This window comes from Ferrimonas balearica, from assembly GCF_019802055.1.
GTDB classification, from domain to species: domain Bacteria; phylum Pseudomonadota; class Gammaproteobacteria; order Enterobacterales; family Shewanellaceae; genus Ferrimonas; species Ferrimonas balearica_A.
The window spans coordinates 416,314-437,977 of record NZ_JAHVHW010000006.1; the positions used below are offsets into that span (position 1 = coordinate 416,314).

The 21,664-nt window shown below is 58.6% G+C and carries 23 protein-coding genes and 1 riboswitch; of the genes, 18 read left to right on the forward strand and 5 right to left on the reverse strand.

Features of this window, described 5'->3' with window-relative positions:
• Window positions 1-22: 22 nt before the first annotated feature.
• Window positions 23-1,081, forward strand: coding sequence for a GGDEF domain-containing protein (locus tag KUV52_RS07250; RefSeq protein ID WP_222525270.1), 1,059 nt, complete (start codon window positions 23-25; stop codon window positions 1,079-1,081).
• Window positions 1,082-1,127: 46 nt separating this feature from the next.
• Here the strand turns inward: KUV52_RS07250 and KUV52_RS07255 are convergent, their stop codons facing one another.
• Window positions 1,128-2,762: an electron transfer flavoprotein-ubiquinone oxidoreductase gene (locus KUV52_RS07255; RefSeq protein ID WP_222525271.1), complete on the reverse strand. Its 1,635-nt coding sequence runs from the start codon at window positions 2,760-2,762 to the stop codon at window positions 1,128-1,130.
• 203 nt (window positions 2,763-2,965) lie between these two features.
• Window positions 2,966-3,111: riboswitch (molybdenum cofactor riboswitch) on the forward strand.
• On the opposite strand from KUV52_RS07255, the gene moaA reads away from it, so the two are divergent.
• The 12 genes from moaA to KUV52_RS07315 all read left to right on the forward strand — a co-directional run bounded on the left by moaA (window position 3,099) and on the right by KUV52_RS07315 (window position 11,358).
• Window positions 3,099-4,079, forward strand: coding sequence for a GTP 3',8-cyclase MoaA (gene moaA / locus KUV52_RS07260; RefSeq protein WP_222525272.1), 981 nt, complete (start codon window positions 3,099-3,101; stop codon window positions 4,077-4,079). Its footprint overlaps the riboswitch before it by 13 nt.
• 29 nt (window positions 4,080-4,108) lie before the next feature.
• Window positions 4,109-4,639: a molybdenum cofactor biosynthesis protein B gene (gene moaB, locus KUV52_RS07265; RefSeq protein ID WP_222525273.1), complete on the forward strand. Its 531-nt coding sequence runs from the start codon at window positions 4,109-4,111 to the stop codon at window positions 4,637-4,639.
• Window positions 4,636-5,118 carry a cyclic pyranopterin monophosphate synthase MoaC gene (gene moaC, locus KUV52_RS07270; protein WP_222525274.1) on the forward strand — a complete coding sequence of 161 codons (483 nt, stop codon included), beginning with the start codon at window positions 4,636-4,638 and terminating at the stop codon, window positions 5,116-5,118. The genes moaB and moaC overlap by 4 nt, the downstream gene beginning before the upstream one ends.
• Before the next feature lie 11 nt (window positions 5,119-5,129).
• The gene (gene moaD, locus KUV52_RS07275; protein ID WP_222525275.1) at window positions 5,130-5,378 is read left to right on the forward strand and encodes a molybdopterin synthase sulfur carrier subunit; all 249 of its coding nucleotides are present in this window, start codon (window positions 5,130-5,132) and stop codon (window positions 5,376-5,378) included.
• Window position 5,379: 1 nt separating this feature from the next.
• The gene (gene moaE / locus KUV52_RS07280) at window positions 5,380-5,826 is read left to right on the forward strand and encodes a molybdopterin synthase catalytic subunit MoaE (RefSeq protein WP_222525276.1); all 447 of its coding nucleotides are present in this window, start codon (window positions 5,380-5,382) and stop codon (window positions 5,824-5,826) included.
• A 176-nt stretch (window positions 5,827-6,002) separates the two neighbouring features.
• Complete coding sequence (locus tag KUV52_RS07285) at window positions 6,003-7,295, forward strand: DUF5666 domain-containing protein (RefSeq protein WP_222525277.1); 1,293 nt, start codon at window positions 6,003-6,005, stop codon at window positions 7,293-7,295.
• Between the two features lie 66 nt (window positions 7,296-7,361).
• Window positions 7,362-7,832 carry a hypothetical protein gene (locus KUV52_RS07290; protein WP_222525278.1) on the forward strand — a complete coding sequence of 157 codons (471 nt, stop codon included), beginning with the start codon at window positions 7,362-7,364 and terminating at the stop codon, window positions 7,830-7,832.
• A gap of 68 nt (window positions 7,833-7,900) precedes the next feature.
• On the forward strand, window positions 7,901-8,431 hold the full coding sequence (locus KUV52_RS07295; protein WP_222525279.1) for a PepSY domain-containing protein: 531 nt from the start codon (window positions 7,901-7,903) through the stop codon (window positions 8,429-8,431).
• Window position 8,432: 1 nt separating this feature from the next.
• Window positions 8,433-9,110 (forward strand): response regulator transcription factor, encoded by a 678-nt coding sequence (locus tag KUV52_RS07300; protein WP_222525280.1) that lies wholly within the window; start codon window positions 8,433-8,435, stop codon window positions 9,108-9,110.
• 2 nt (window positions 9,111-9,112) lie between these two features.
• Window positions 9,113-10,435, forward strand: coding sequence for a sensor histidine kinase (locus KUV52_RS07305; RefSeq protein WP_222525281.1), 1,323 nt, complete (start codon window positions 9,113-9,115; stop codon window positions 10,433-10,435).
• A gap of 41 nt (window positions 10,436-10,476) precedes the next feature.
• Complete coding sequence (locus tag KUV52_RS07310; protein WP_222525282.1) at window positions 10,477-11,154, forward strand: TIGR01621 family pseudouridine synthase; 678 nt, start codon at window positions 10,477-10,479, stop codon at window positions 11,152-11,154.
• A 39-nt stretch (window positions 11,155-11,193) separates the two neighbouring features.
• Complete coding sequence (locus KUV52_RS07315; RefSeq protein WP_222525283.1) at window positions 11,194-11,358, forward strand: YqaE/Pmp3 family membrane protein; 165 nt, start codon at window positions 11,194-11,196, stop codon at window positions 11,356-11,358.
• Window positions 11,359-11,407: 49 nt separating this feature from the next.
• Here the strand turns inward: KUV52_RS07315 and moeB are convergent, their stop codons facing one another.
• The gene (gene moeB, locus KUV52_RS07320) at window positions 11,408-12,157 is read right to left on the reverse strand and encodes a molybdopterin-synthase adenylyltransferase MoeB (RefSeq protein ID WP_222525284.1); all 750 of its coding nucleotides are present in this window, start codon (window positions 12,155-12,157) and stop codon (window positions 11,408-11,410) included.
• Window positions 12,157-13,401 carry a molybdopterin molybdotransferase MoeA gene (gene moeA, locus KUV52_RS07325; RefSeq protein ID WP_222525285.1) on the reverse strand — a complete coding sequence of 415 codons (1,245 nt, stop codon included), beginning with the start codon at window positions 13,399-13,401 and terminating at the stop codon, window positions 12,157-12,159. Before moeA ends, moeB begins: the two co-directional genes overlap by 1 nt.
• 185 nt (window positions 13,402-13,586) lie before the next feature.
• Between moeA and KUV52_RS07330 the strand changes: the two genes are divergently transcribed.
• From KUV52_RS07330 to KUV52_RS07340, 3 genes are read left to right on the forward strand one after another with little or no spacing between them, the layout of a single operon-like run.
• Complete coding sequence (locus tag KUV52_RS07330) at window positions 13,587-14,249, forward strand: 7-cyano-7-deazaguanine/7-aminomethyl-7-deazaguanine transporter (protein ID WP_222525286.1); 663 nt, start codon at window positions 13,587-13,589, stop codon at window positions 14,247-14,249.
• Complete coding sequence (locus KUV52_RS07335) at window positions 14,249-14,902, forward strand: HD domain-containing protein (RefSeq protein ID WP_222525287.1); 654 nt, start codon at window positions 14,249-14,251, stop codon at window positions 14,900-14,902. Before KUV52_RS07330 ends, KUV52_RS07335 begins: the two co-directional genes overlap by 1 nt.
• Window positions 14,899-15,345 (forward strand): GNAT family N-acetyltransferase, encoded by a 447-nt coding sequence (locus KUV52_RS07340; RefSeq protein ID WP_222525288.1) that lies wholly within the window; start codon window positions 14,899-14,901, stop codon window positions 15,343-15,345. Before KUV52_RS07335 ends, KUV52_RS07340 begins: the two co-directional genes overlap by 4 nt.
• A gap of 138 nt (window positions 15,346-15,483) precedes the next feature.
• Here the strand turns inward: KUV52_RS07340 and elbB are convergent, their stop codons facing one another.
• Entirely contained in the window at window positions 15,484-16,143 is a 660-nt protein-coding gene (elbB, locus tag KUV52_RS07345) for an isoprenoid biosynthesis glyoxalase ElbB (protein WP_222525289.1), read from the reverse strand.
• 439 nt (window positions 16,144-16,582) lie between these two features.
• Between elbB and polA the strand changes: the two genes are divergently transcribed.
• Entirely contained in the window at window positions 16,583-19,336 is a 2,754-nt protein-coding gene (polA, locus tag KUV52_RS07350; protein ID WP_222525290.1) for a DNA polymerase I, read from the forward strand.
• Window positions 19,337-19,737: 401 nt separating this feature from the next.
• Here the strand turns inward: polA and yihA are convergent, their stop codons facing one another.
• Entirely contained in the window at window positions 19,738-20,376 is a 639-nt protein-coding gene (yihA, locus tag KUV52_RS07355; protein ID WP_222525291.1) for a ribosome biogenesis GTP-binding protein YihA/YsxC, read from the reverse strand.
• A 169-nt stretch (window positions 20,377-20,545) separates the two neighbouring features.
• Here yihA and KUV52_RS07360 point away from each other — a divergent pair, with 169 nt between their 5' ends.
• Window positions 20,546-21,172 (forward strand): c-type cytochrome, encoded by a 627-nt coding sequence (locus KUV52_RS07360; RefSeq protein ID WP_222525292.1) that lies wholly within the window; start codon window positions 20,546-20,548, stop codon window positions 21,170-21,172.
• Window positions 21,173-21,664 lie beyond the last annotated feature (492 nt).

Sequence of the window (21,664 nt, forward strand, 5' to 3'; positions counted from 1 at the left end):
GAGCGCTAATCCACGGAGTCGGATGGAACTGGACCCCAGGCCTGTGCAATACAAGGGACTGCAATGGCTGCTGATTTTTGCCACCCTAACGCCGCTGGCCAACATCGTTCTGTATGAGTGGTCGAAGCCGCTGCTTAATCAATTGCCCTATCTGGCGAGCGCTCTGCTGGCGCTTACGCTTTGGGGATTGAACCGCTGGTCCCATCAACGCAAGCGCTTCCGGCTCGCCCTCCCCATTGACGTTCAGGGGCTACTGCTAGGCCTCGCTCTCTCCACCGTCGTGGCGATTCGATTGTCTGGCGCTGACGGTGAACCGGCCATGCCGATATTTTCCGCCTACATCATGTTTGTTTTCGCGTCAGTTCTCGGATTGCACAGTGCAGACCGGGCTCTGCTGCTGTGCATCATTCCCCCCACTCTGGTGTTGCTGTGGCCCAGTGGTGTGCTCTGGTGGCAGGAGTTGGCGGTGCTGGCCATTGCCCTCTATCTGGGGCTCGCCGCCCGACGCCAGATCAATCTCTGGATGCGGATGAGTCAAGCCCAGTTGCGCCAGAACAAACGCCTGCTGGAAAAGTTCCGAACTCTGTCCAACCAGGATGCCCTGACCGGGCTGGCCAACCGTCGCTACTTCGACCTGCGCCTGGAGCAGTCGGTCAATGAGGCCAAGCGTAGCAAGAACGCCCTGAGCCTGATCCTGCTCGATGTGGACTATTTCAAACGCTACAACGATCACTTCGGCCATCAGGCGGGCGACGAATGCCTGCGCATCGTGGCGCAGATCATGCGACGGAGTAGCCGCCGCCAGTCCGACACACTGGCCCGCCTTGGCGGTGAAGAGTTTGTCCTGCTGCTGCCCAATACCGATAAACGGGGGGCTCAACGACTGGCGGAGGAGATCCAGTCCCGCCTGAAGGATGCCAATCTGGATCACCCGGAGTCAGGCATCGCTACGCGGGTGACCCTCAGTCAGGGGATCGCCCAGTGGCATCCCGGACTCTCCGGCTCGGCACTGCTTCACCAGGCCGACAAGGCGATGTACGAGGCCAAGCTTTCGGGCCGGAACACCATCAACGCCGCCTGATCCCGGCCAATAAAAAAGCGCGCCATCCGGCGCGCTTCTTCGTGGGTTACATATTGGGGTAATTCGGCCCACCGCCCCCTTCCGGGGTGACCCAGGTGATGTTCTGACTCGGATCCTTGATATCACAGGTTTTACAGTGGAGGCAGTTGGCGGCGTTGATCTGGAACCGGCTCTCCGCCCCTTCCTGCACAACCTCATACACCCCGGCAGGGCAATAGCGCTGTGCCGGCTCGTCAAACTGGGCCAGGTTAACCTCAATCGGAATGGTCTGGTTTGTCAGACGCAGGTGACAGGGCTGATCCTCATCGTGGTAGGTGTTGGAGAGGAACACCGAAGAGAGGCGATCAAAGCTGAGCTTACCGTCCGGCTTGGGATAATCGATCACCGGGCACTCCGACGCCGTTCTCATCTGGGCGTGGTCGATCAATTCATCCTTCAGTGTCAGCGGAATACGGCCACCAAACAGGTTCTGATCCAGGGTATTGAAGGCGCCGCCAACCATGCTGCCAAACTTGTGCAGTGCGGGTCCGAAGTTGCGGGAGCGATACAGCTCCTCGTAGAGCCAGGATGACTTAAAGTGCGCCTCGAACGTGGTCAGGTCCTGCCCTGCATTACCCTCTTCCTTCAGCGCTTCTGCCACCACTTCAGCCGCCAGCATGCCGGACTTCATGGCAGTGTGGTTGCCCTTAATCTTGGCGAAGTTCAGGGTGCCAGCATCACAGCCAACCAACAGGCCACCCGGGAAGCTCATCTTAGGCAGCGAGTTGAAGCCCCCCTTGGTGATGGCTCGGGCGCCGTAGGCGATCCGCTCCCCCCCCTCCAGGTGCTTGGCGATCACCGGATGGGTCTTGAAGCGCTGGAACTCCTCAAACGGATTGAGGTTGGGGTTGTTGTAGTTCAGGTCGACAATCAGACCCACCAGGATCTGATTGTTTTCAGCGTGGTAGAGGTAGCTGCCCCCGGAAGCGCCGTTTTCAGCCAACGGCCAGCCAGCGGTGTGCACCACTTTGCCCGGCTGGGTAGCGCCCTCCGGCAGTTGCCAGATCTCCTTGAAGCCCAGGCCGTAATGCTGGGGGCTGCGCCCCTCATCCAGCTGGTAACGGGCAATCAGTTGCTTACCCAGGTGTCCCCGGCAGCCCTCAGCAAACAGGGTGTAACGCGCCCGCAGTGCCATGCCTGGCATATAGCCGTCTTTTTCACTGCCATCCTGAGCCACGCCCATGTCACCGGTGATCACACCAGCTACCACACCCGCTTCCTCGATCAGCTCTGAGGCAGCAAACCCGGGGTAGATCTCCACACCCAGCCCCTCGGCCTGCTCCGCCAGCCAGCGACACAGGTTACCGAGACTGATGATGTAGTTGCCCTGGTTGTGCATGGTTTTAGGGGTCAGCCAGTTCGGGAACTGACGTCCCCCTTTGGCGTCCAGCATCCAGATCTCGTCATCGGTGACCGGAGTGGTGAGGGGGGCACCCTGTTCTTGCCACTGGGGCAAAAGTTCATCCAGGGCGCGGGTTTCAAATACGGCCCCTGAGAGGATATGGGCACCCACTTCGGAGCCTTTCTCAACCACACAGACATTGAGATCCGCGTTCAGCTGTTTCAGGCGGATGGCGGCAGAGAGGCCAGCCGGACCGGCTCCCACCACCAGGACGTCAAATTCCATCGACTCGCGTTCCATCACTTTTCCTCGTCCGACACTTGCTGGAGCTTACGTTTACGTTATCGTCAGCTTACTGAAAAAGTGACCAAGTTCACAGAGGGCACAGCAGGAACAGTGAGAGAGGGGGCGTTTCGGGTGGCAATTTAGGCAGGATCCACTCACAGCGGCCCGTGAAAATGTGATCCCATCTGATTGTCTGAGCCGCTGGCTATACTTTACACTGCTAGCAGTTGTGAACCGAGCCCGTCAGCACCTAAGTCCAGCAAGGGATATGGTAGGCGGGCCGTGGCGAAAGGCCACCGGGGTAGATTGAGAAAGTTAATCTGCCTTCCTCTATTTTAGGAAAGGTGACACATGCAAGAGCTCCAGGACCGATTTGGCCGCAGCTTCCCTTATCTGCGCCTGTCGATCACCGACGCCTGCAATTTCAAGTGCCAGTACTGTCTGCCTAACGGCTACCACCCTGACGGCAAACCCCGTTTTATGACGCTGGATGAGATCCGGCGGGTTTTGCATGCCTTCTCGACAGTCGGAATGCGAAAAGTGCGGATTACCGGCGGCGAACCCACCCTTCGTAAAGATTTCGAAGAGGTGATCCACATTGCCGCCAATACCCCAGGCGTGGAAACCATCGCCACCACCACCAATGGCTATCGACTGGCGGAACATGCCCGTGCGTGGCATCAGGCGGGGTTGTCCCAGGTGAATGTGTCCGTCGACAGCCTCGACCCGGAGCAGTTCCGGCGGATTACCGGCGACAGCCGCTTTGATCTGGTGATGAAGGGGATCGACGCGGCGCTCAACGAGGGCTACCACAAGGTCAAAATCAATGTGGTGTTGCTGAAGGAACTGAACGGCGGCGAACTCCCCCGATTTCTGGATTTCATCAAGACCCACCCGGTGGACCTTCGATTTATCGAGTTGATGGAAACTGGCCTGCATCACGATTACTTCAAGGCCCAGCACCTGCCCGGCACCGTGATCCAGAGTCAGTTGGAGCTCCAGGGTTGGCAGTTGGACCCCCGTGGTCGCGATGATGGCCCGGCCCTGAACTACAGCCACCCGGACTACGCCGGGCGCATCGGCCTGATCATGCCCTACGCCAAAGATTTCTGCGCCAGCTGCAACCGGCTGCGGGTGTCGGCCATCGGTAAGCTCCACCTCTGTCTGTTCACCGAGGCCGGCATTGAACTCAGGGACCTGCTTGGCAGTGATGAGCATCAGGACGCTTTGATTGCCAGACTGCATGCGGCTCTGGGGCAAAAACACCAAACCCACTACCTCCACGAGGGGGACGCCGGTGCCACGCCGCACCTGGCCTCCATCGGCGGATAACTATAAAAGCGAAGCACAGAGACACCTTTATGGGACACCTTTCTCAAGCCAACTTTATCCCCCTGAACATCGCCGTTCTGACGCTTTCCGATACCCGCGACTGGGACACCGACAAATCGGGTCAGTACCTGGCGGACAACCTTCAGGAAGCGGGTCACAAGCTGGCTGACCGCCGCATCGTGAAGGACGACAAGTACACCATCCGCGCCGTGTTGTCGGAGTGGATCGCCTCTGACGAGGTTCAGGTGATCATCACCACCGGTGGCACCGGCTTTACCGACCGGGACTCCACGCCGGAAGCCGTCGCCCCGCTGTTTGATAAATCCATCGAAGGCTTTGGCGAGCTGTTTCGTCACATCACCTATCAGGAATTGGGCACCAGCACGGTACAATCCCGTGCCATTGGCGGTATGGCCAACAAGACCGCCATCTTCTGTCTGCCCGGTTCCACTGGCGCCTGCCGCACCGGCTGGACCAAGATCATCAAAGAGCAGCTGGACGCCACCCATCGTCCCTGCAACTTCGTCACCCATCTGAAAGCGGTAAAAGTAGAAGCATGAGCGGATTCACCCACATTAATGCCCAAGGTGATGCCCACATGGTGGACGTCACCGAGAAGTCGGTCACCGAGCGGGAAGCCCGCGCCGAAGCCACCATTGTGATGGCCCCGGAAACTCTGGCCATGATCATGGAAGGCCGTCACCACAAGGGTGACGTATTTGCCACCGCCCGCATCGCTGGCATCATGGCGGCCAAAAAAACGTCTGATCTGATCCCGCTGTGCCATCCGCTGATGCTGACCAAGGTGGAAGTGGACCTGGTGGCCGAGCCGGAGCACAACCGGGTTCGTATTCAGTCCATCTGTAAACTGGCCGGTCAGACCGGTGTAGAGATGGAAGCGCTGACCGCCGCCTCGGTAGCCGCACTGACCATCTACGACATGTGCAAAGCAGTACAAAAAGATATGGTGATCGAAGGCGTGCGCCTGCTGGAGAAGCGCGGCGGCAAATCCGGTCACTTCAAGATTGAACAGCAGTAAGGGGCCCCATCATGATCAACGTGTTGTTTTTCGCTCAAATCCGGGAAGTGATTGGGGTCGATAAGTTGGCGGTAGACGCCAGTGAAGGGCTGACCGCCGATGCGCTGCGCCAGCAACTGCTGGAGCGCGGCGACAAGTGGCGTCTGGCACTGGAAGACAAAAATGTGCTGGTGGCCGTTAACCAGACGCTGTCCGGTTGGGACACCACACTGACCAGCGGCGACGAAGTGGCCTTCTTCCCGCCGGTCACCGGAGGCTAAGATGATTTCGGTACAGACTCAGGACTTCAGCGTCGCTGACGAGTACGCCAAACTGGCGGACAATCCGGGCTGCGGTGCAGTCGTGACCTTTGTGGGCAAAGTGCGTGATTTCGGTGACAGCCGGGGCGTCAGCGCCATGACCCTGGAGCACTATCCGGGCATGACCGAAGCGGTACTGGGCCAGATTGAAGCGGAAGCCCGCAGCCGCTGGCCGGTAGACGAGGTCACCATCATCCACCGGGTGGGCGAACTCCAACTGTGCGACCAGATCGTCTTTATCGGCGTATCCAGCGCGCACCGCAAAGCGGCATTTGATGCCTGTGAGTTTCTGATCGACTTCCTCAAGACCCGCGCCCCATTCTGGAAGAAAGAGACCAGCAACGACGGCACCGTCTGGGTGGACGCCAAGGACGCCGACCAGCAAGCCGCTGAACAGTGGAAACGCTGAACACACACTCCCGGTAAGAAGAGGCCCGCTATCGCGGGCCTTTTTTATGCTCAACGAAAGCCCTGCGGTTTGGCCATCATCAAGATGAACAAAGGTTAATTTTCCCGCCACCTTGGGGATAGGGGTAACCCATTACATTACCGTCAGTTTCATCAATGACGATATAGAGATTCCCCATGCAAAAGCTGATCATCCCGGCCCTGATGGCCACCACTCTGGCCGCTTGCGGTTCCAGCTCCAGCGACAGCAGCAACCCGCTGCCGCCTCACGCCACTCTGCCCACCGCCATTCAAGGCGCGCTGGAGAAGGTTGAAGGCACCAACCTGTACGTGAATGGCGCCAAGATCCCCACCGCCAAGAATGTTCAGGTGGAAATTGATGATCAGCGTGCTGCCCTGAGCGACCTGAAGCCGGGCATGGTACTGGACATCGACACCAACGGTTTCGAAGCGGTTGAAGTGGACTACGACACCCTGCTCAAAGGGCCGGTATCCGAAGCCTCTGCCGCCGCCCTGGTGGTTGCTGGTCAGACCGTAATGAGCCAGCAGGCCAGTGAGTTCAAAACCGGTGACTACGTTGCCGTAAGCGGTCACTACCAGGCCGACGCCATCCAGGCCAGCTTCATTGAAGGCACCACTGACGACGGTTTCGTAGAAGTGGAAGGCCAGATGACCAACCTGGACACCAACGCCAAGCTGTTCAACCTGGGTCAGCTGACCGTGAACTATGGCAATGCGTATGTCGAAGACCGCCTGAGCAACGGCGCCTGGGTAGAGGTTGAGGGCACACTGAACAAGCTGTCTCTGACCGCCCGCGAAGTGGAACTGGAACAAGCGCCCGGTTTTGACGAAGACGACAGCGTTGAGCTGGAGGGCACCATCACCTGGATCAACGACGACCAGAGCCTGATGACCCTGAACCAGCAGTGGCAAGTCGCCATCGACAGCCAGACCCAGTTCGACGACGGTGAGAACCGCAGTCAGTTGGCCGTTGGCCAACTGGTGGAAGTGGATGGCCTCTGGCAAGCAGACAACAGCCGCATTCGCGCCACCGAGATCGACATCGAAGGTCTGGATCAGGGTGATACTGACCACAACCACCCGAACCAGTTCCAGGTGGAAGGCTACGCCAACATTGAGAACGGCAGCCTGACCATCAACGGTATCGAGCTGGTACTGACTCCGAACACCCAGTTCGAAGATGGCCTAAATGAAACCACTCTGAATGGCGAGTTCCTTCAGCTGGAGGGTTACCAACAGGGCGACCAGTTCCTGGTGATGGAAGTGGAGAGCGATCTGCCGGAGATGACCATTGAGCTGGAAGGCCCAGTCAGCGCCAATCCGGTTGCTCTGTGGGGCTACAGCGCCAGCGACAACAGCCTAGACAGCTGCGCCGGCCAGTGGGTTGACCTGGAGTGTCATTACGACATCGCCACCAAGGGTCTGAGTGCCTGCCAGTTGGACCGCTGATTCCACGCTTCCCCGGCCCGGGGTCTCCCCCCGGGCCACCCTTCCGAACTCTCAAGGAGAGACTCGATGTCCCGCACACTTACCCGCGCCACCTCGGCTCTTGCCATCGCCCTTTCCCTGGCCATTTCCCACGCCCATGCCACCGCAGTAACCGCTTCGCCTACTACCGAGATCCAACCCTTTGAAGTCGAGGGCATCGCCCACTATCAGGCGGGCAAGCTGACGGTCAATGACGTTGCACTGCAACTGGACAACACCAGCAAATTTGAGGATTGGTGGTTAGGCAAATCCACCCTGAATGGCCGCTGGGTCAAGGTGGAGGGATTCCATCAGGATGGTCGATTCCAGGTCAGTGAGATCGATGGTGAGAATCGCGATAACGACGTGGAACTGACCGGTCTGGTGCAAGACAACAGGCTGTGGGGTTTTCAGGGCATGGACAACAGTCTGATCCCCTTTAACAATCAATGGGTTCAGTTGGAGTGCCAGTTGAGCATTGATGGCCACCGGATCAGCCAGTGCCATCTGGAAGAGTGATCCCTTTGAAACTTTCGGCCCTGTGGTAGAGTTCAGCCACAGGGCCAAATGACGATAACGACACCCCAATGAAATACCTGACTTGGCTACCCTTAATTCTGGCCATCACTTTGCCAGCCCAGGCTTCTTCCCGGCTTTATGAACAGCTGGTGAATAACGACGCCCCAACACCTCTGCAGATCCTCAAGCAGGTCGAGCAGCGCTATCAGAATGAAGGGCGCATCGTGGAGTTTGAGCTGGAGGTGGAGAGAGGGGTACTGACCTATGAGGTCAGTCTGGGTCAAAGCGATGAAAACAGCTTCTTGGAACTGACTCTGGATGCTTACGGCAATGTGCTGGAGCGAGAACGGGAGTCTGGAGAGGTGGACGACGAATCCGACCTGGAAGCCCTGGCAGCGCTGGAGGAGAAAAATTGGAAAGTGTCTGATCTGGTCGAGAAAGCGATCGGCAAGCATTCCGGTTTCCTGCTGGAAGCGCAGCTAGAGCACAACATCGGGATCAGTTATCTGGAAGTGGAACTGCTGACCGAGAAGGGGAAGCGTAAACTGGCGGTCGATCTGGCCACCGGTGAACCACTGCCAATCCTGCAATGGGACTGATATGAAGATTCTGATCATCGAAGACGACACCACCAACCGCCAGTACCTGAGCAAGGGCTTTACTGAGCAAGGTTATGTGGTAGACACCGCCGAGGATGGCCAACAGGGGCTAATGTTGGCCACCACTGAACCCTACCGTCTGATCGTACTGGATCGGATGCTTCCCAAACTGGAAGGGCTTGCCCTGCTGGCGGCACTGCGTGCTACCGGCAACAAAACGCCGGTGATCATCTTATCAGCGCTGGGTGATGTGGATGAGCGGATCAAGGGGCTGCGGGCCGGTGGTGACGACTACATGGTCAAACCCTTCTCCTTTGCGGAACTGCTGATCCGCGCCCAACACCTGATGGAGCGACCAAGCAGCGACAGTCGCCCAAGCCAACTCAGCCTGGCTAACCTGCATCTGGATCTGCTGGCGCATAAGGCCCGGGTGGATGACCGTCCGATGGCGCTGCAACCCAAGGAGTTTCAACTGCTGCGCTTCCTGCTGGAGCACCAGGGGCAGCTGCTGACCCGCACCCTGCTGTTTGAATCGGTGTGGGACTACCACTTTGATCCCGGTACCAACGTCATCGATGTTCACATCGCCCGCCTGCGCAAGAAGTTGCAGGAAGCGGGAGCCCGTGTGCACATTGAAACCGTGCGAGGCGCCGGTTACCGCATCGGGCCGGCTTCCTGAACATGGTTGGCCGCACCTCCCCGAGCCGCAGCTCCGTCTGGCACCTGACTCTGGGCCTCTCCGCGCTGACTGCAGCGATGCTGGTGGTGACCATGGTGCTGCTCTACCAACTGTTGCTTGGCGCTCAACAGCGGGAGGTCGATCGCCGTCTGAATGACGAGGCCAAGGAGTTGGTGGAGCTGGCACAACAGCTGAATCCCCAGCAATTTGCCGACCAGATGGAGATCAAGCTGAAGGAGAGCTCAGTACTCTTTGCCTGGCAGGGCCCGGAGGAGGTGAAAGGTCCCTTCAGTCTGCTGCCCCCCAATGTGCCGCGCCTGCCCCGCACTGCGGTGATCCCGGTGCTGGACCCCCGCCAAAAGCAGATCCTGCTGTTCACGTCCGGCATCGCCGACACCCGGCATGGCCCGGTAATGGTGGCAGTCTCCACCCAACAACTGAGCCGTCTGATTGAGCAGTTTGTTCAGACGGCGGCTGTTGCAGCCGGGGTCACCCTGCTGCTGACCCTGGCCCTGGGTTACCTGTTTGCCCGCCGCCAGCTCCGTCGACTGCGCCAGTTCAATCAACTGGCCGAGCGGGTTGAGCAGGGCCAACTGGACGCCCGCTTGCCATCCCGCCCCAACGGCGACGAGTTTGATCAGCTTGCCCGCCACTTCAACCGCGTGCTCAACAACCTGACCGCCAGCCTGGATACCGTGCAGGGGATCAGCGACAACATCGCCCATGACCTGCGTACCCCACTGACCCGTCTGCGCCTGGGACTGGAACAGCGTCTGGAGAGCGACCCCACTATCGGCCAGGAGCTGGAGCAGTTGGATACGATTCTCGCCACCTTCGAGGCGATGCTGGCCCTGACCCGACTGGAGAAGGGGCAACGTCAGATAGAGCGTGCGTCCATCGACCTGCCCACTCTGGTCGACGATGTGGTGGAGATGATGCAGCCCTCTGCAGAGCTGTATGACCAGCAGCTGGTCGTGGAGTCCCCGCTGCATGGCTCGCTGGAGGGAGACAAGAACCTGCTGTTCCAGGCCCTGTTCAACCTGGTGGATAACGCCATCAAATATGCGGGTCAGGGCGCCACCATCACCCTGAGTGCCGGGCCGCAGGGGATCACCGTCGCCGACAACGGCCCGGGGGTCAGTGCCACTGAACGGGAAAAGCTGGATCAGCGCCTCTACCGGGGCGACGCCAGTCGGCAGCAACCGGGCCTGGGTCTGGGGCTGGCTATGGTAAAGGCGATCTGCCACGCCCACGGCGGCACCCTTCACATTGAGTCCAATCACCCCGGCTTGCGCGTCACCATGGATCTGCCCACCCAGGGTTGAGCACGGTTATAATGGCGGCTCCACCTCCAACATGAGCCGCCATGTCCAGCCTGATCCCCACCATCGAACATACCCACCCCGACTTCCTGGTGGTTTACAAACCTGCAGGCGTGCACTTCCACAGCCAGGATGGCAATGCGGGCCTGGTCGCCAAATTGGAAGCCCAGCTTGGCGAGTCCCTGTACCCGGTACACCGGTTGGATACCCCTACCTCCGGCCTGGTGGTATTAGCCCGGCACCCGGCAGCCGCGGCCACCCTGACCGAACAGTTCACCGCTCATCAGGTGGAAAAGCGCTACCTGGCCCTGTCGACACAGAAACCGAAAAAGAAGCAGGGGACCATCAAAGGGGGCATGGCCAAAGCCCGGCGAGGCGCCTGGAAGTTAACCCAGGAGAGGGAGAACTTCGCCATCACTCAGTTTATCAGCCACAGCCTCAGACCCGGTGTGAGAGCGTTTCTGCTGCGTCCACGGTCAGGCCGAACCCATCAGATACGGGTCGCTCTGAAGAGCCTTGGAGCCCCAATTCTGGGTGATGCGCTCTATGGCGGTGACGAGGCGGATCGCACCTATCTGCACGCCTGGAGCCTGGGATTTGACTGGCAGGGAGAGTGGCAGCAGTTCTGGCTCTCTCCTCGTCAGGGGGAGGTCTGGGGGGAGGAACTGGCCCCCCTTCTGTCACAGTGGCAGAGCAATGATCCTGACTGGCCACAAAACTGAGAGGCTATACTGGAGGCTCTGCCATCTGGAGCCTTCGCCATGGATTTCAATAAGCTGATCTTGGTGATTCTGGCCATTCTGTTGCCCCCGGTCGCGGTATTCCTGCATCGCGGCATAGGCCAGGACCTGGTGATCAATATCCTGCTCTGCCTTTTCTTCTGGATACCCGGTGTCCTTCACGCGCTGTACGTGGTCACCCGGTAACCAACAAAAACGCCAGCCCGAGGGCTGGCGTTGAGGTTCCAAAACGGGGTTAACCGCACACAGGGCAACCGGGTCGTTTGGGCAGTCCCATCTCGCGGAACTCCATGGTCATGGCGTCGATCATCAAAATACGACCGGACAGGGTGCGTCCCATTCCGGCAATCTGTTTCACCGCTTCGGTGGCCTGAAGACAGCCCACCATCCCCACGACAGGCGCCAGAATGCCACTCTCAACGCAGGAGAGTTGCTGGTCCCCGAACAGGCTGGCAAAACACTGGTAGCAGGGTTTGTCCTCCGCGTAATCGAACACGGTTACCAAACCTTCCATACGGATGGCTGCCGCTGACACCAGGGGCACCTTGGCCTGGAAGCAGAATCGGTTGAGCTGCTCCCGGGTCATCAGGTTATCAGTGCAATCCAGCACGATGTCGTGAGCCGCCACCGCCTGCGCCAATTCAGGCTCATCCAGCAGACGATCCACCACATGAAGAGTGACGTGCGGATTCAGGCCGGAGAGCTCCTCTGCAGCAGAGCGGGCCTTGTTGATGCCAATGCGGCTGTCGCGGTGCAACACTTGACGCTGAAGGTTGGAGAGCTCGACGTGGTCGAAGTCCACCAGAGTGATCTCGCCAACGCCTGCGGTCACCAGATACTGGGCGGCGGCACAGCCCAGTCCGCCAGCCCCTAATACCAGCACTTTGGACTGCTTCAGCGCTTCCTGACCATCGATATCGAAGGCACGGATTACGATCTGCCGGTTGTAACGCAGCAGTTCCTGATCAGACAGGATGTCGTCCATTACAGGCCTCCCAGCACCGCGTTAAAGGGCTCCACGGTGACCAAGCTGCCTGCCTCGGTATCGCCCTGGTCATGGGGCAAGATGATGAAGCAGTTGGCGCGGCTCATGGAGGTGGTCATATCGGAGCCCTGAGCGCCGGTGGAGGTCACCACCAGGCTGCCATCCTCATCACGGCTCAGAATGCCGCGCTGATACTCCTGACGCCCTGGCGCTTTACGCAGATTGTCCTGCAAACGGGCTTCCAGGGTCAGCGCAGGTTGGGCAGGCTCACCGGCAAGGTGGGACAGCAGCGGCTGCACCAGTTGGTAGCAGGTCACCATGGAGGAAACCGGGTTGCCCGGCAGACCGCAGAACCAGGCGTTGGGCAGGCGCCCAAAGGCAAACGGCTTACCGGGCTTGATGGCGAGCTTCCAGAAGCTGATCTGCCCCATCTCATCCAGCACCACCTTGATAAAGTCCGCCTCTCCCACAGACACGCCACCGGAGGTGATCACCACGTCTGCCTCGGCGTCAGCACGGCGAAATGCGTCCCGCACCAACTCCAGATCATCGGGGATAACGCCCAGGTCACGCACTTCACAGCCCATGGCGGACAGCATGGTACGCAACGCATGGCGGTTGGAGTCATAGATCTCACCCGGGGCAAGCTGAGTACCCGGAGCCTTAAGTTCATCACCGGTGGAGAACAGAGCCACAGTCAACTTGGGACGCACCGGAACATCAGCAACCCCGACGGTGGCCAGAACGCCCACTTCGCCGGCAGAGATCCGAGTGCCCGCTTTCAGTACCACGGTCCCGGCGCTCAACTCACTGCCGCGGCCACGAACAAAGTGCCCCTGGCGAACCGTCTCGGTGAAGCGAACCTTATCACCCTCCACCTGCACCACTTCCTGCATCACGATGCTGTCCAGCCCCTCCGGCAGAGCGGCGCCAGTCATGATCCGCACACACTGGCCCGGTCCGCACTCGCCCTCAAAGGGCGCACCCGCAAAGGCCTTGCCTGCGACGGTGAGTTCCGCACCGGGTGCCACTTCGTTCGCCCGAACGGCATAACCGTCCATCGCGGAGTTGTCGAAGGGGGGCAGGTCGATGGCCGCAGAGATATCCCGGGCCAGCACCCGGCCAGGGCATTGTTCCAGCGACACCCACTCTTCAGCATCCAGTGGGGCCACCTGCTGGCGCATACGGGCCAGAGCGTCGGCGGGCAACATCAGTCCGGGTTGACTACAGCAATCGTGACTCATCGGTTTGTCTCAGTTTCCACGGGTTTGTTCGACATTATGCCACCGGTTGAGCAATGTGCTGCCACATCGATCAATAAAGCCTTGCATTGGCGGCGGCCCTGCCTATAATTTCGCCCCTCGCTGGCCCATGCCAGTAATCATGAAGTCCGGGTTCCCTCACCCCGTTAACCAAAAAGGTGACATTGATGCTTTCCCTTACCGGTGCGCAGATGAAGCGCGCTCTGGCCGTTCTGGTCAGCTTTCACATTCTGATCATCGCTTCCAGCAACTTCCTGGTGCAGTTGCCGTTCCAGCTGTTCGGGTACCACACCACCTGGGGCGCGTTCTCCTTCCCCTTCGTGTATCTGGCGACGGATCTGACCGTCCGGATCTTTGGGGCGCCAGCCGCTCGTCGCATCATCTTTGGTGCCATGTTCCCGGCCCTGATCATCTCCTACCTGGTCTCGGTGATCTGGCATAACGGCGAGTTCGTCGGCCTCTCGGGCCTGACCGAGTTCAACACCTTTGTCGCTCGCATCGCCCTGGCCAGCTTCGCGGCCTATCTGTTTGGTCAGCTGATGGACATCAAGGTGTTTGCCAAACTGCGCCAGCAGGCCGCCTGGTTCGTCGCGCCCGCCGCCTCCACGGTGATCGGCAATTTCGTGGATACGGCCGTGTTTTTCTCGGTGGCGTTCTACGCCAGTGCCGACCCGTTCATGGCCGAACACTGGGTGGAGATCGCCACCGTGGACTACGTCTTTAAGCTTGCGATCAGCCTCATGCTGTTTTTGCCGGCTTACGGGGTGCTTTTGAAGCTGTTGACCGATAGGATTCTCCGCCAGAACCCTCAACAACACCCTCTGGCCTGATGAATAACGCTTCAAGTTTCGACACACACTGGCAGCAGCGCTGCCGCGAATGGGCCGCCGCCGCGGGCAGTGATGGCGCCCATGACCTGACCCATATCGAGCGGGTGGTGGCCACCGCCACCCGACTTGGCCAGGAGGCCAACGCCAACCTGGATGTGATTCTGCCGGCCGCCTGGCTGCACGATGTGGTGCTGGTCGATAAGCGCGACCCGCGCCGCAATCAGGCCTCACTACTGAGTGCCGATAAGGCCGTTATCCTGCTTGGCGAAGCCGGTTATCCCGCAGAGCATATGGAAGCGATCCACCACGCGATTGTTTCCCACAGTTGGTCTGCCGGAATTGAGCCCACCACGCTGGAAGCCCAGATTGTTCAGGATGCGGACCGCCTTGATGCACTCGGTGCCATCGGGCTGTCCCGCTGCCTGATGCTGGGTGGCCAGTGGAATCGCGCGCTTTATCACGACGCGGATCCCCTGGGTCAGTCGCGCGATTGGGACGACAATCAGTACAACCTGGACCACCTGTTCATCAAGCTGCAGCACCTTCCGGATCAGCTGCGCACCGATGCGGGCCGTGCCGAAGGCCAGCGACGCTGGGCCTGGATGCAGGGCTACCTCGATCAGCTGGCCCTCGAACTCGGACTTAACCCATGATTCAACAGACCATCCGTCCAGGCACCATTGAAGAGGTGGTGGCCCTGAGTCAGCAGATCCCGGAATTCGACAACCCCTATGGTAAAGACGAGTACCAGAGCCGCCTGCGTGACACCGTGCATCTGATCCAGATTGCCGAAGTGGAGGGCGAGGCTGCTGGCTTCAAAGTGGGCTACCAGTTGGAGAGCGGCGTGTTCTACTCCTGGATGGGGGGGATCCATCCCGACTTCCGTGCCTTGGGGTTGGCCAGCCAGATGCTGAAGGCTCAGGAGCAATGGGCCTCAGAGCAGGGCTACCACAGCCTGAAGGTCAAAAGCCGTAACCGCTACGCCACCATGGTGGCGATGCTGCTTCGCCACGGCTACCAGATTGAGCACTTTGAGCCGAAAGGGGACACGGTGGCTGACCACCGCATCCATCTGCACAAAGATCTGAAAAAGTGAGCCAACACTCTTGCCAAAGTAAATGATATTGATTATCGTTTACTTGCGTTCCAATCTGGTGAGCCGCTCACACTCACCCGCAACGCACATTGCTCACACATTGACAGGCCAGCGCTCACACTGGCCTGTTTTTTTTCGCTATTTTTGGCACATCGATACGACTTCGCGCACCAGCTTGTCGATCCCTTCGGCCGCTTCCACGATGTTGCCCGCCAGCATGTAAGCCGGTGTCGATACCACGTTATGCTCGGTGTCGACCACAATGCCCTCCACCGGACACTCCTGATGCGCGCCACCCAACTGGTTGAACGCCTGAGCCGTTCCAGCGTCCATTCCAATGGTGCCTTTCACCCCCTCGCCATAGATCAGCGGCAGCATGATGGGCGCGATGCAAAGAAACCCTGCCGGCTTTCCGGCCGCGACAAAGGCGCGACACGCCTCCAACAGATCCGGCTCAATCTGACAATCAGCCCCTGCGACAGCAAAATCACACAGATTCTTTGCGGCCCCAAAGCCACCAGGCAGGATCACGGCAGCGAACTCGTCGGTATTGAGTTCAGCCAGCGGCTTGATCTCGCCTCGAGCGATACGGGCGGCCTCCACCAGAATGTTGCGACGCTCCCCCTCCACGACCTCGCCGGTCAGATGGTTCACCACATGACGCTGATCCCGATCCGGTGCAAAGCACTGGTATGCCACTCCGGCCCGGGACAAGGAGAGCAGGGTCAGCACCGCTTCGTGGATCTCACTGCCATCGAACACACCCGATCCACTCAAAATCACTGCAATGGGTTTCATGGAAAGACTCCTTGTTATTCCGTTAGTTGAAGGGTTAAGCCCCTCTTTATGACGAAGGGTTTTAACAAAATGTTTACCGCGGGGTAGACCTGGTTAAATAGTATGCTAAGTTATCCATCGACCTCAGGAAGGAACCTGTCGTTGTTTCCCCCCTTCCCTGCCGATATCAGTCCACTGTCAATGTCAATATCCACATTGCTGTGTTCGGCTAGATCGCGTCAAGAAGTCTAGCGGCGATCCCCGCGATCCCGCATAAAAACTGGGCTTACAGGAAAAACAGCGATCCGGATCACGGATCCCGATCCTATTGTCCACAACCACTGTACACAAAGTTATCCACAGCTTGATCGCTGGGATTTCCCCTGCCCGATCCACTGGAATCGGGGCCCGGTAACATGGCATTCTTATCGCCTCATATCCACTGATGAAACTGGCTTCTATGTCCCCTTCTGCTCAAGCCCCACTGATCCTGGTTGATGGATCCTCCTACCTGTACCGCGCGTATCATGCGCCGCCGCATCTGACCAATTCCAAGGGTGAGCCCACCGGCGCCATCTATGGAGTTGTCAACATGCTGCGCAGCCTGCTGAAGCAGTATGGGCCGAGCCATATGGCCGTGGTGTTTGATGCCAAGGGCAAGACCTTCCGCGACGATATCTTTGCGGAGTACAAAGCCCACCGTCCACCGATGCCGGATGATCTGCGCTGCCAGATCGAACCGCTGCACGCGATCATTCGTGCGCTGGGTCTGCCACTGATCTCCATTGCCGGCGTCGAAGCGGATGATGTGATCGGCACTTTGGCCCAACAAGCGGCGGCGGCCGGGCACGATGTGGTGATCAGCACCGGTGATAAGGACATGGCTCAGCTGGTGACCGATAAGATCACCCTGATCAACACCATGACCGACACACACCTGGATGTCGCCGGGGTTCACGCCAAGTTTGGTGTGGGTCCGGAGTTGATCATCGATCTGCTGGCAATGATGGGTGACAAAGTGGACAACATTCCCGGTCTGCCCGGAGTCGGTGAAAAGACCGCACTGGCGATGCTGCAAGGCCTCGGCAGCCTGGAAACCATCTATCAGGATGTGGACGCCGTTGCCGCCCTGGCCTTCCGCGGCGCCAAAACCATGCCGAAGAAGTTGGCCGAGCATAAAGATGCGGCCTTCCTCTCCTACAAACTGGCCACCATCAAGACCGATGTAGAGCTGGACGAGAAGCCGGAAAACCTGGTGATTGGCGAAGCGAATCGAGATGCCCTGGCCAAACTCTACGGCGAGTTGGAGTTCCGTCGCTGGCTTAATGAGGTGCTGGATGGCGGTGCTGTGTTGCCCGCGGGCAACGGTGAGTCCAATCCCGGTAGCGCCGCACCGGCGCAAACCGGCACTGAGCATGAGCTGATTCTGACCGAGTCCCAGTTGGACGACTGGATCGCCAGGTTGCAGTCCGCCGAACTGTTCGCCATCGATACCGAAACCACCAGCCTGGACTACATGGCGGCGGAGCTGGTTGGCCTCTCCTTCGCCGTGGAAGCGGGCAAAGGGGCATATGTACCGGTTGCTCATGATTACGACGGTGCCCCGGTACAGCTGGATCGCGATCAGGTGCTGGCCAAGCTCAAACCCCTTTTGGAAAAGTCTGAGCCGCAGAAAGTGGGCCAGAACCTCAAGTACGACATGTCGGTGCTGGCCAAATACGGCATCAACCTGCAGGGGATCGCCTTCGATACCATGCTGGAGTCCTATTGCTTCAACTCCACCGCAGGTCGCCACAATATGGATGACATGGCGCTGAAGTATCTGGGCCAGAAGACCATCCACTTTGAGGAGATTGCGGGTAAGGGCGCCAAGCAGAAGACCTTCAATCAAATCACCCTGGAAGAAGCGGCACCCTATGCTGCCGAAGACGCCGACATCACCCTGCGGCTGCATCAGCACCTCTGGCCCCGCCTGCAGGAGCTGGAAGGGCCGACCCGGGTGTTCCAGGAGCTGGAGCTGCCGCTGGTGCCGATCATGTCCGCCATGGAGCGCCATGGCGTGCTGATCGATGCCGACCAGCTGCATCAGCAGAGCAGTGAGATTGCTACCACACTCGACAGCCTGGAGCAGCAGGCGCATGAGATCGCCGGTGAGGTGTTCAATCTGGGCTCCACCAAGCAGTTGCAGACCATCTTCTTCGAGAAGCTCGGCTACCCGATCCTGAAAAAGACCCCCAAAGGCGCTCCCTCGACCGCCGAGGAGGTTTTGCAGGAGTTGGCGCTGGATTACCCGCTGCCCAAGATCATCCTTGAGCATCGCAGCCTGGCCAAGCTCAAGAACACCTATACCGATAAGCTGCCTCAACTGGTGAAGCCCTCCGGTCGCGTGCACACCAGCTATCACCAGGCAGTGACCGCCACAGGCCGTCTGTCCAGCTCCGATCCGAACCTGCAGAACATTCCGATCCGCACCGCCGAGGGGCGTCGCATCCGTCAGGCCTTTATTGCTCCCGAGGGCTACAAGCTGCTGGCGATCGACTACTCCCAGATCGAGTTGCGTATCATGGCCCACCTGTCTCAGGACAAGGGGCTACTGGAAGCGTTTGCACAGGGCAAAGACATTCACAAAGCCACTGCGGCGGAAGTGTTTGGTGTGTCCTTTGATGAGGTCACCAGCGAGCAGCGCCGTCGTGCCAAAGCGGTCAACTTCGGCCTGATCTACGGCATGTCCGCCTTTGGCCTGGCCAAGCAGCTGGATATCGGCCGTGCGGAAGCCCAGGACTACATCGACCGCTATTTCCACCGCTATCCCGGCGTGCTGGATTACATGGATCGCACGCGCGCCCAGGCCCACGACAAGGAGTACGTTGAGACCCTGTACGGTCGTCGCCTGCATCTGCCGGAGATCAACGCCCGCAACAAGATGCGGCAGCAGGCTGCTGAGCGAACCGCCATCAACGCTCCGATGCAGGGCACCGCTGCAGACATCATCAAAAAGGCGATGCTGCTGGTGGCCGACTACGTGGCGAAACAAACGGAAGGTGAGATCCACTTGATCATGCAGGTGCACGATGAACTGGTGTTTGAAGTTCGCGAAGCTGTCGCTGAGCAACACAAGACGGCGCTGTGCGACCTGATGAGCCAGGCTGCGCAACTGGATGTGCCGCTTCTGGCCGAGGGTGGGCTGGGCGACAACTGGGATCAGGCCCACTAATTCGGCATTTAAAGGGCGCAAAACCGATTGCGCCCTGTGAAAGTCATCACAAAAAATAGCATTCACGTGCGACAGAGCTTTGACCTCGTCAGCGCTTTGGGTATGCTAGTCCGGTAGGGTACAGAGGTAAGATGTTCTATCTTTCAGACCTATTTATGATCACCTTTTGGTGATCGCCAAAATTTGGCACCCCGGCAACGCTGTTGCCGGGGTTTTTTTGTGCCTGAATTTGGGGATTGGCCTGATTTTTTAGAGTAAATACTTTAAATCAACATTTGAGTAGGTTACATTGTCACCACTAGGCCTTCCCAAGTGTCGGTTTAGTCTTGTTATCGTTGAAAAGCTTCTCCCCATAAAAGCTTTTACTTGCCGGCGCCGATTATTGGTCGCCGGCTTTTTTCTTATTCGGCCTCGCCAATCTGCCCAGCAAGCTCATCCCGGTGCAGCCACTCGTTCAGCACTTTCAGCGCTGGCTCACGTCCAGTGCCCTTGAGCGACGAGAACAACTGAACCACCACTTCGCCTTCCAGCTCAGCCAGCGTCTCTTTTACCTGACGCAGAGTCTTATTCTTCTCCGCCTGCTTCAGTTTGTCTGCTTTGGTCAGCAGCACCAGAACCGGCATGCCTGCGGCAACGCCCCAACGGATCATGTTGTGGTCCAGATCCTTAAGCGGGTGGCGCACGTCCATCAGCACAACCAGCCCCTTAAGGCACTGACGATGCTCCAGGTATTCGGCCAGGGCCTGCTGCCACTTGATCTTCATCTCAAGGGGAACCTTGGCAAAGCCATATCCCGGCAGATCCACCAGACGTTTGCCCTCCGTTAAAGAGAACACGTTGATCAGCTGCGTCCGGCCAGGACGCTTACTGGTGTGCGCCAGACCGTTGTGATCAGTCAGGGTATTCAGGGCGCTGGATTTGCCGGCGTTGGATCGGCCAGCAAAGGCGATCTCCACCCCTTCGTCGGGCGGCAGATGATGGATATCCGGGGCGCTGGTTACAAAACGCGCCCGACGGAAATCGACTTGGAATTCGGTCACGGGAGTCTCCAATCAGGTCAACAGAGCAGCGGGCCGGGATCACAAAACAACCCCGAGCTTAGACCTGGCTCAGATTTCGTGTAAAATGCCGCTGCGTGCTCCCCACAGTGTAACAGGGGACCCATGCCGCAGGGAAAGAAACGCCACCGATATAATAAGTTGGAACACCATGAAAAAGTTTGCTGTTGTCTTTGCTGTGCTGTCCATGTTCTCCACCCTTGCTCAGGCTGAGGGCAATGCCGAAGCGGGCAAGGCGAAAGCCGTAACCTGCATCGCCTGCCACGGAGCGGACGGCAACAGCCCCATCGAGATGTACCCCAAAATCGCCGGTCAGCACACCGGTTACCTGGTTAAGCAGTTGACCGAGTTCCGTCAGGCTGCCAAAACCGGTGGCCAGGAAGGTCGCATGGACCCCATCATGAGCGGCATGGCTATGGCCCTCAGCGACGAAGACATTGCTGACATTTCAGCATTCTTCGCCAGCCAGCCGATCAGCCCGGCTCCGGCCGCTGACGCCGCCATTCTGGAGAAGGGTCGCCAGCTCTATATGGGTGGCGATGCTGCCCGCCAGATTACCGCCTGCGTTGCCTGTCACGGCGTGAAAGGCGAAGGCATGAGCCTGGCCGGTTACCCCGCGGTTGCCGATCAGCACCCCGCTTACCTCAAAGCCCAACTGGAAAAGTTCCGCAGCGGTGCGCGTAACAACGACCTGAACGGCATGATGGGCGGCGTTGCCAAGAACCTGAGCGACGAAGACATCGCTGTACTGTCTCAGTACCTCAGCGCCATCGAATAAGCCCACAACGTGGGACAGCAAAGCGGGCCTAATGGCCCGCTTTCTTTTTGCAGTGCATATGACTCCCAGCCCCACAAAAAATAGAAAATCCCCTCATTGGTAAGACCAACGTCAGAACAACTCACCAATGCATACAATCTGGCTACATCCATCAGCCCGTCGACTTGTAAGACATTTGCCATAGTTGCTGGCGGTGATGTTTGCTTTGTTACAGCCGCAACCCCTCATAACCTCTTCCAAATCATTACCTTATAGTTTTAACAAAAAATATTGAGTTACATCCCACCACAAAAAAAGTTGCGATCCAGCTCAAATTACGTAGAGTAAGCACCGAAACGGAACGAGGGGCGACTCAGGATGAGTGTCTCTCACCAGGAAACTCTTCAGGATGAAGAGCGGCACTGGAAGCCAACTAAGGAATAGACGGACCGGAGAGTCCGAACCCAAGGAATATTGGGTTAACAAGGATGGTACCTTGAACGTCAGGATGAC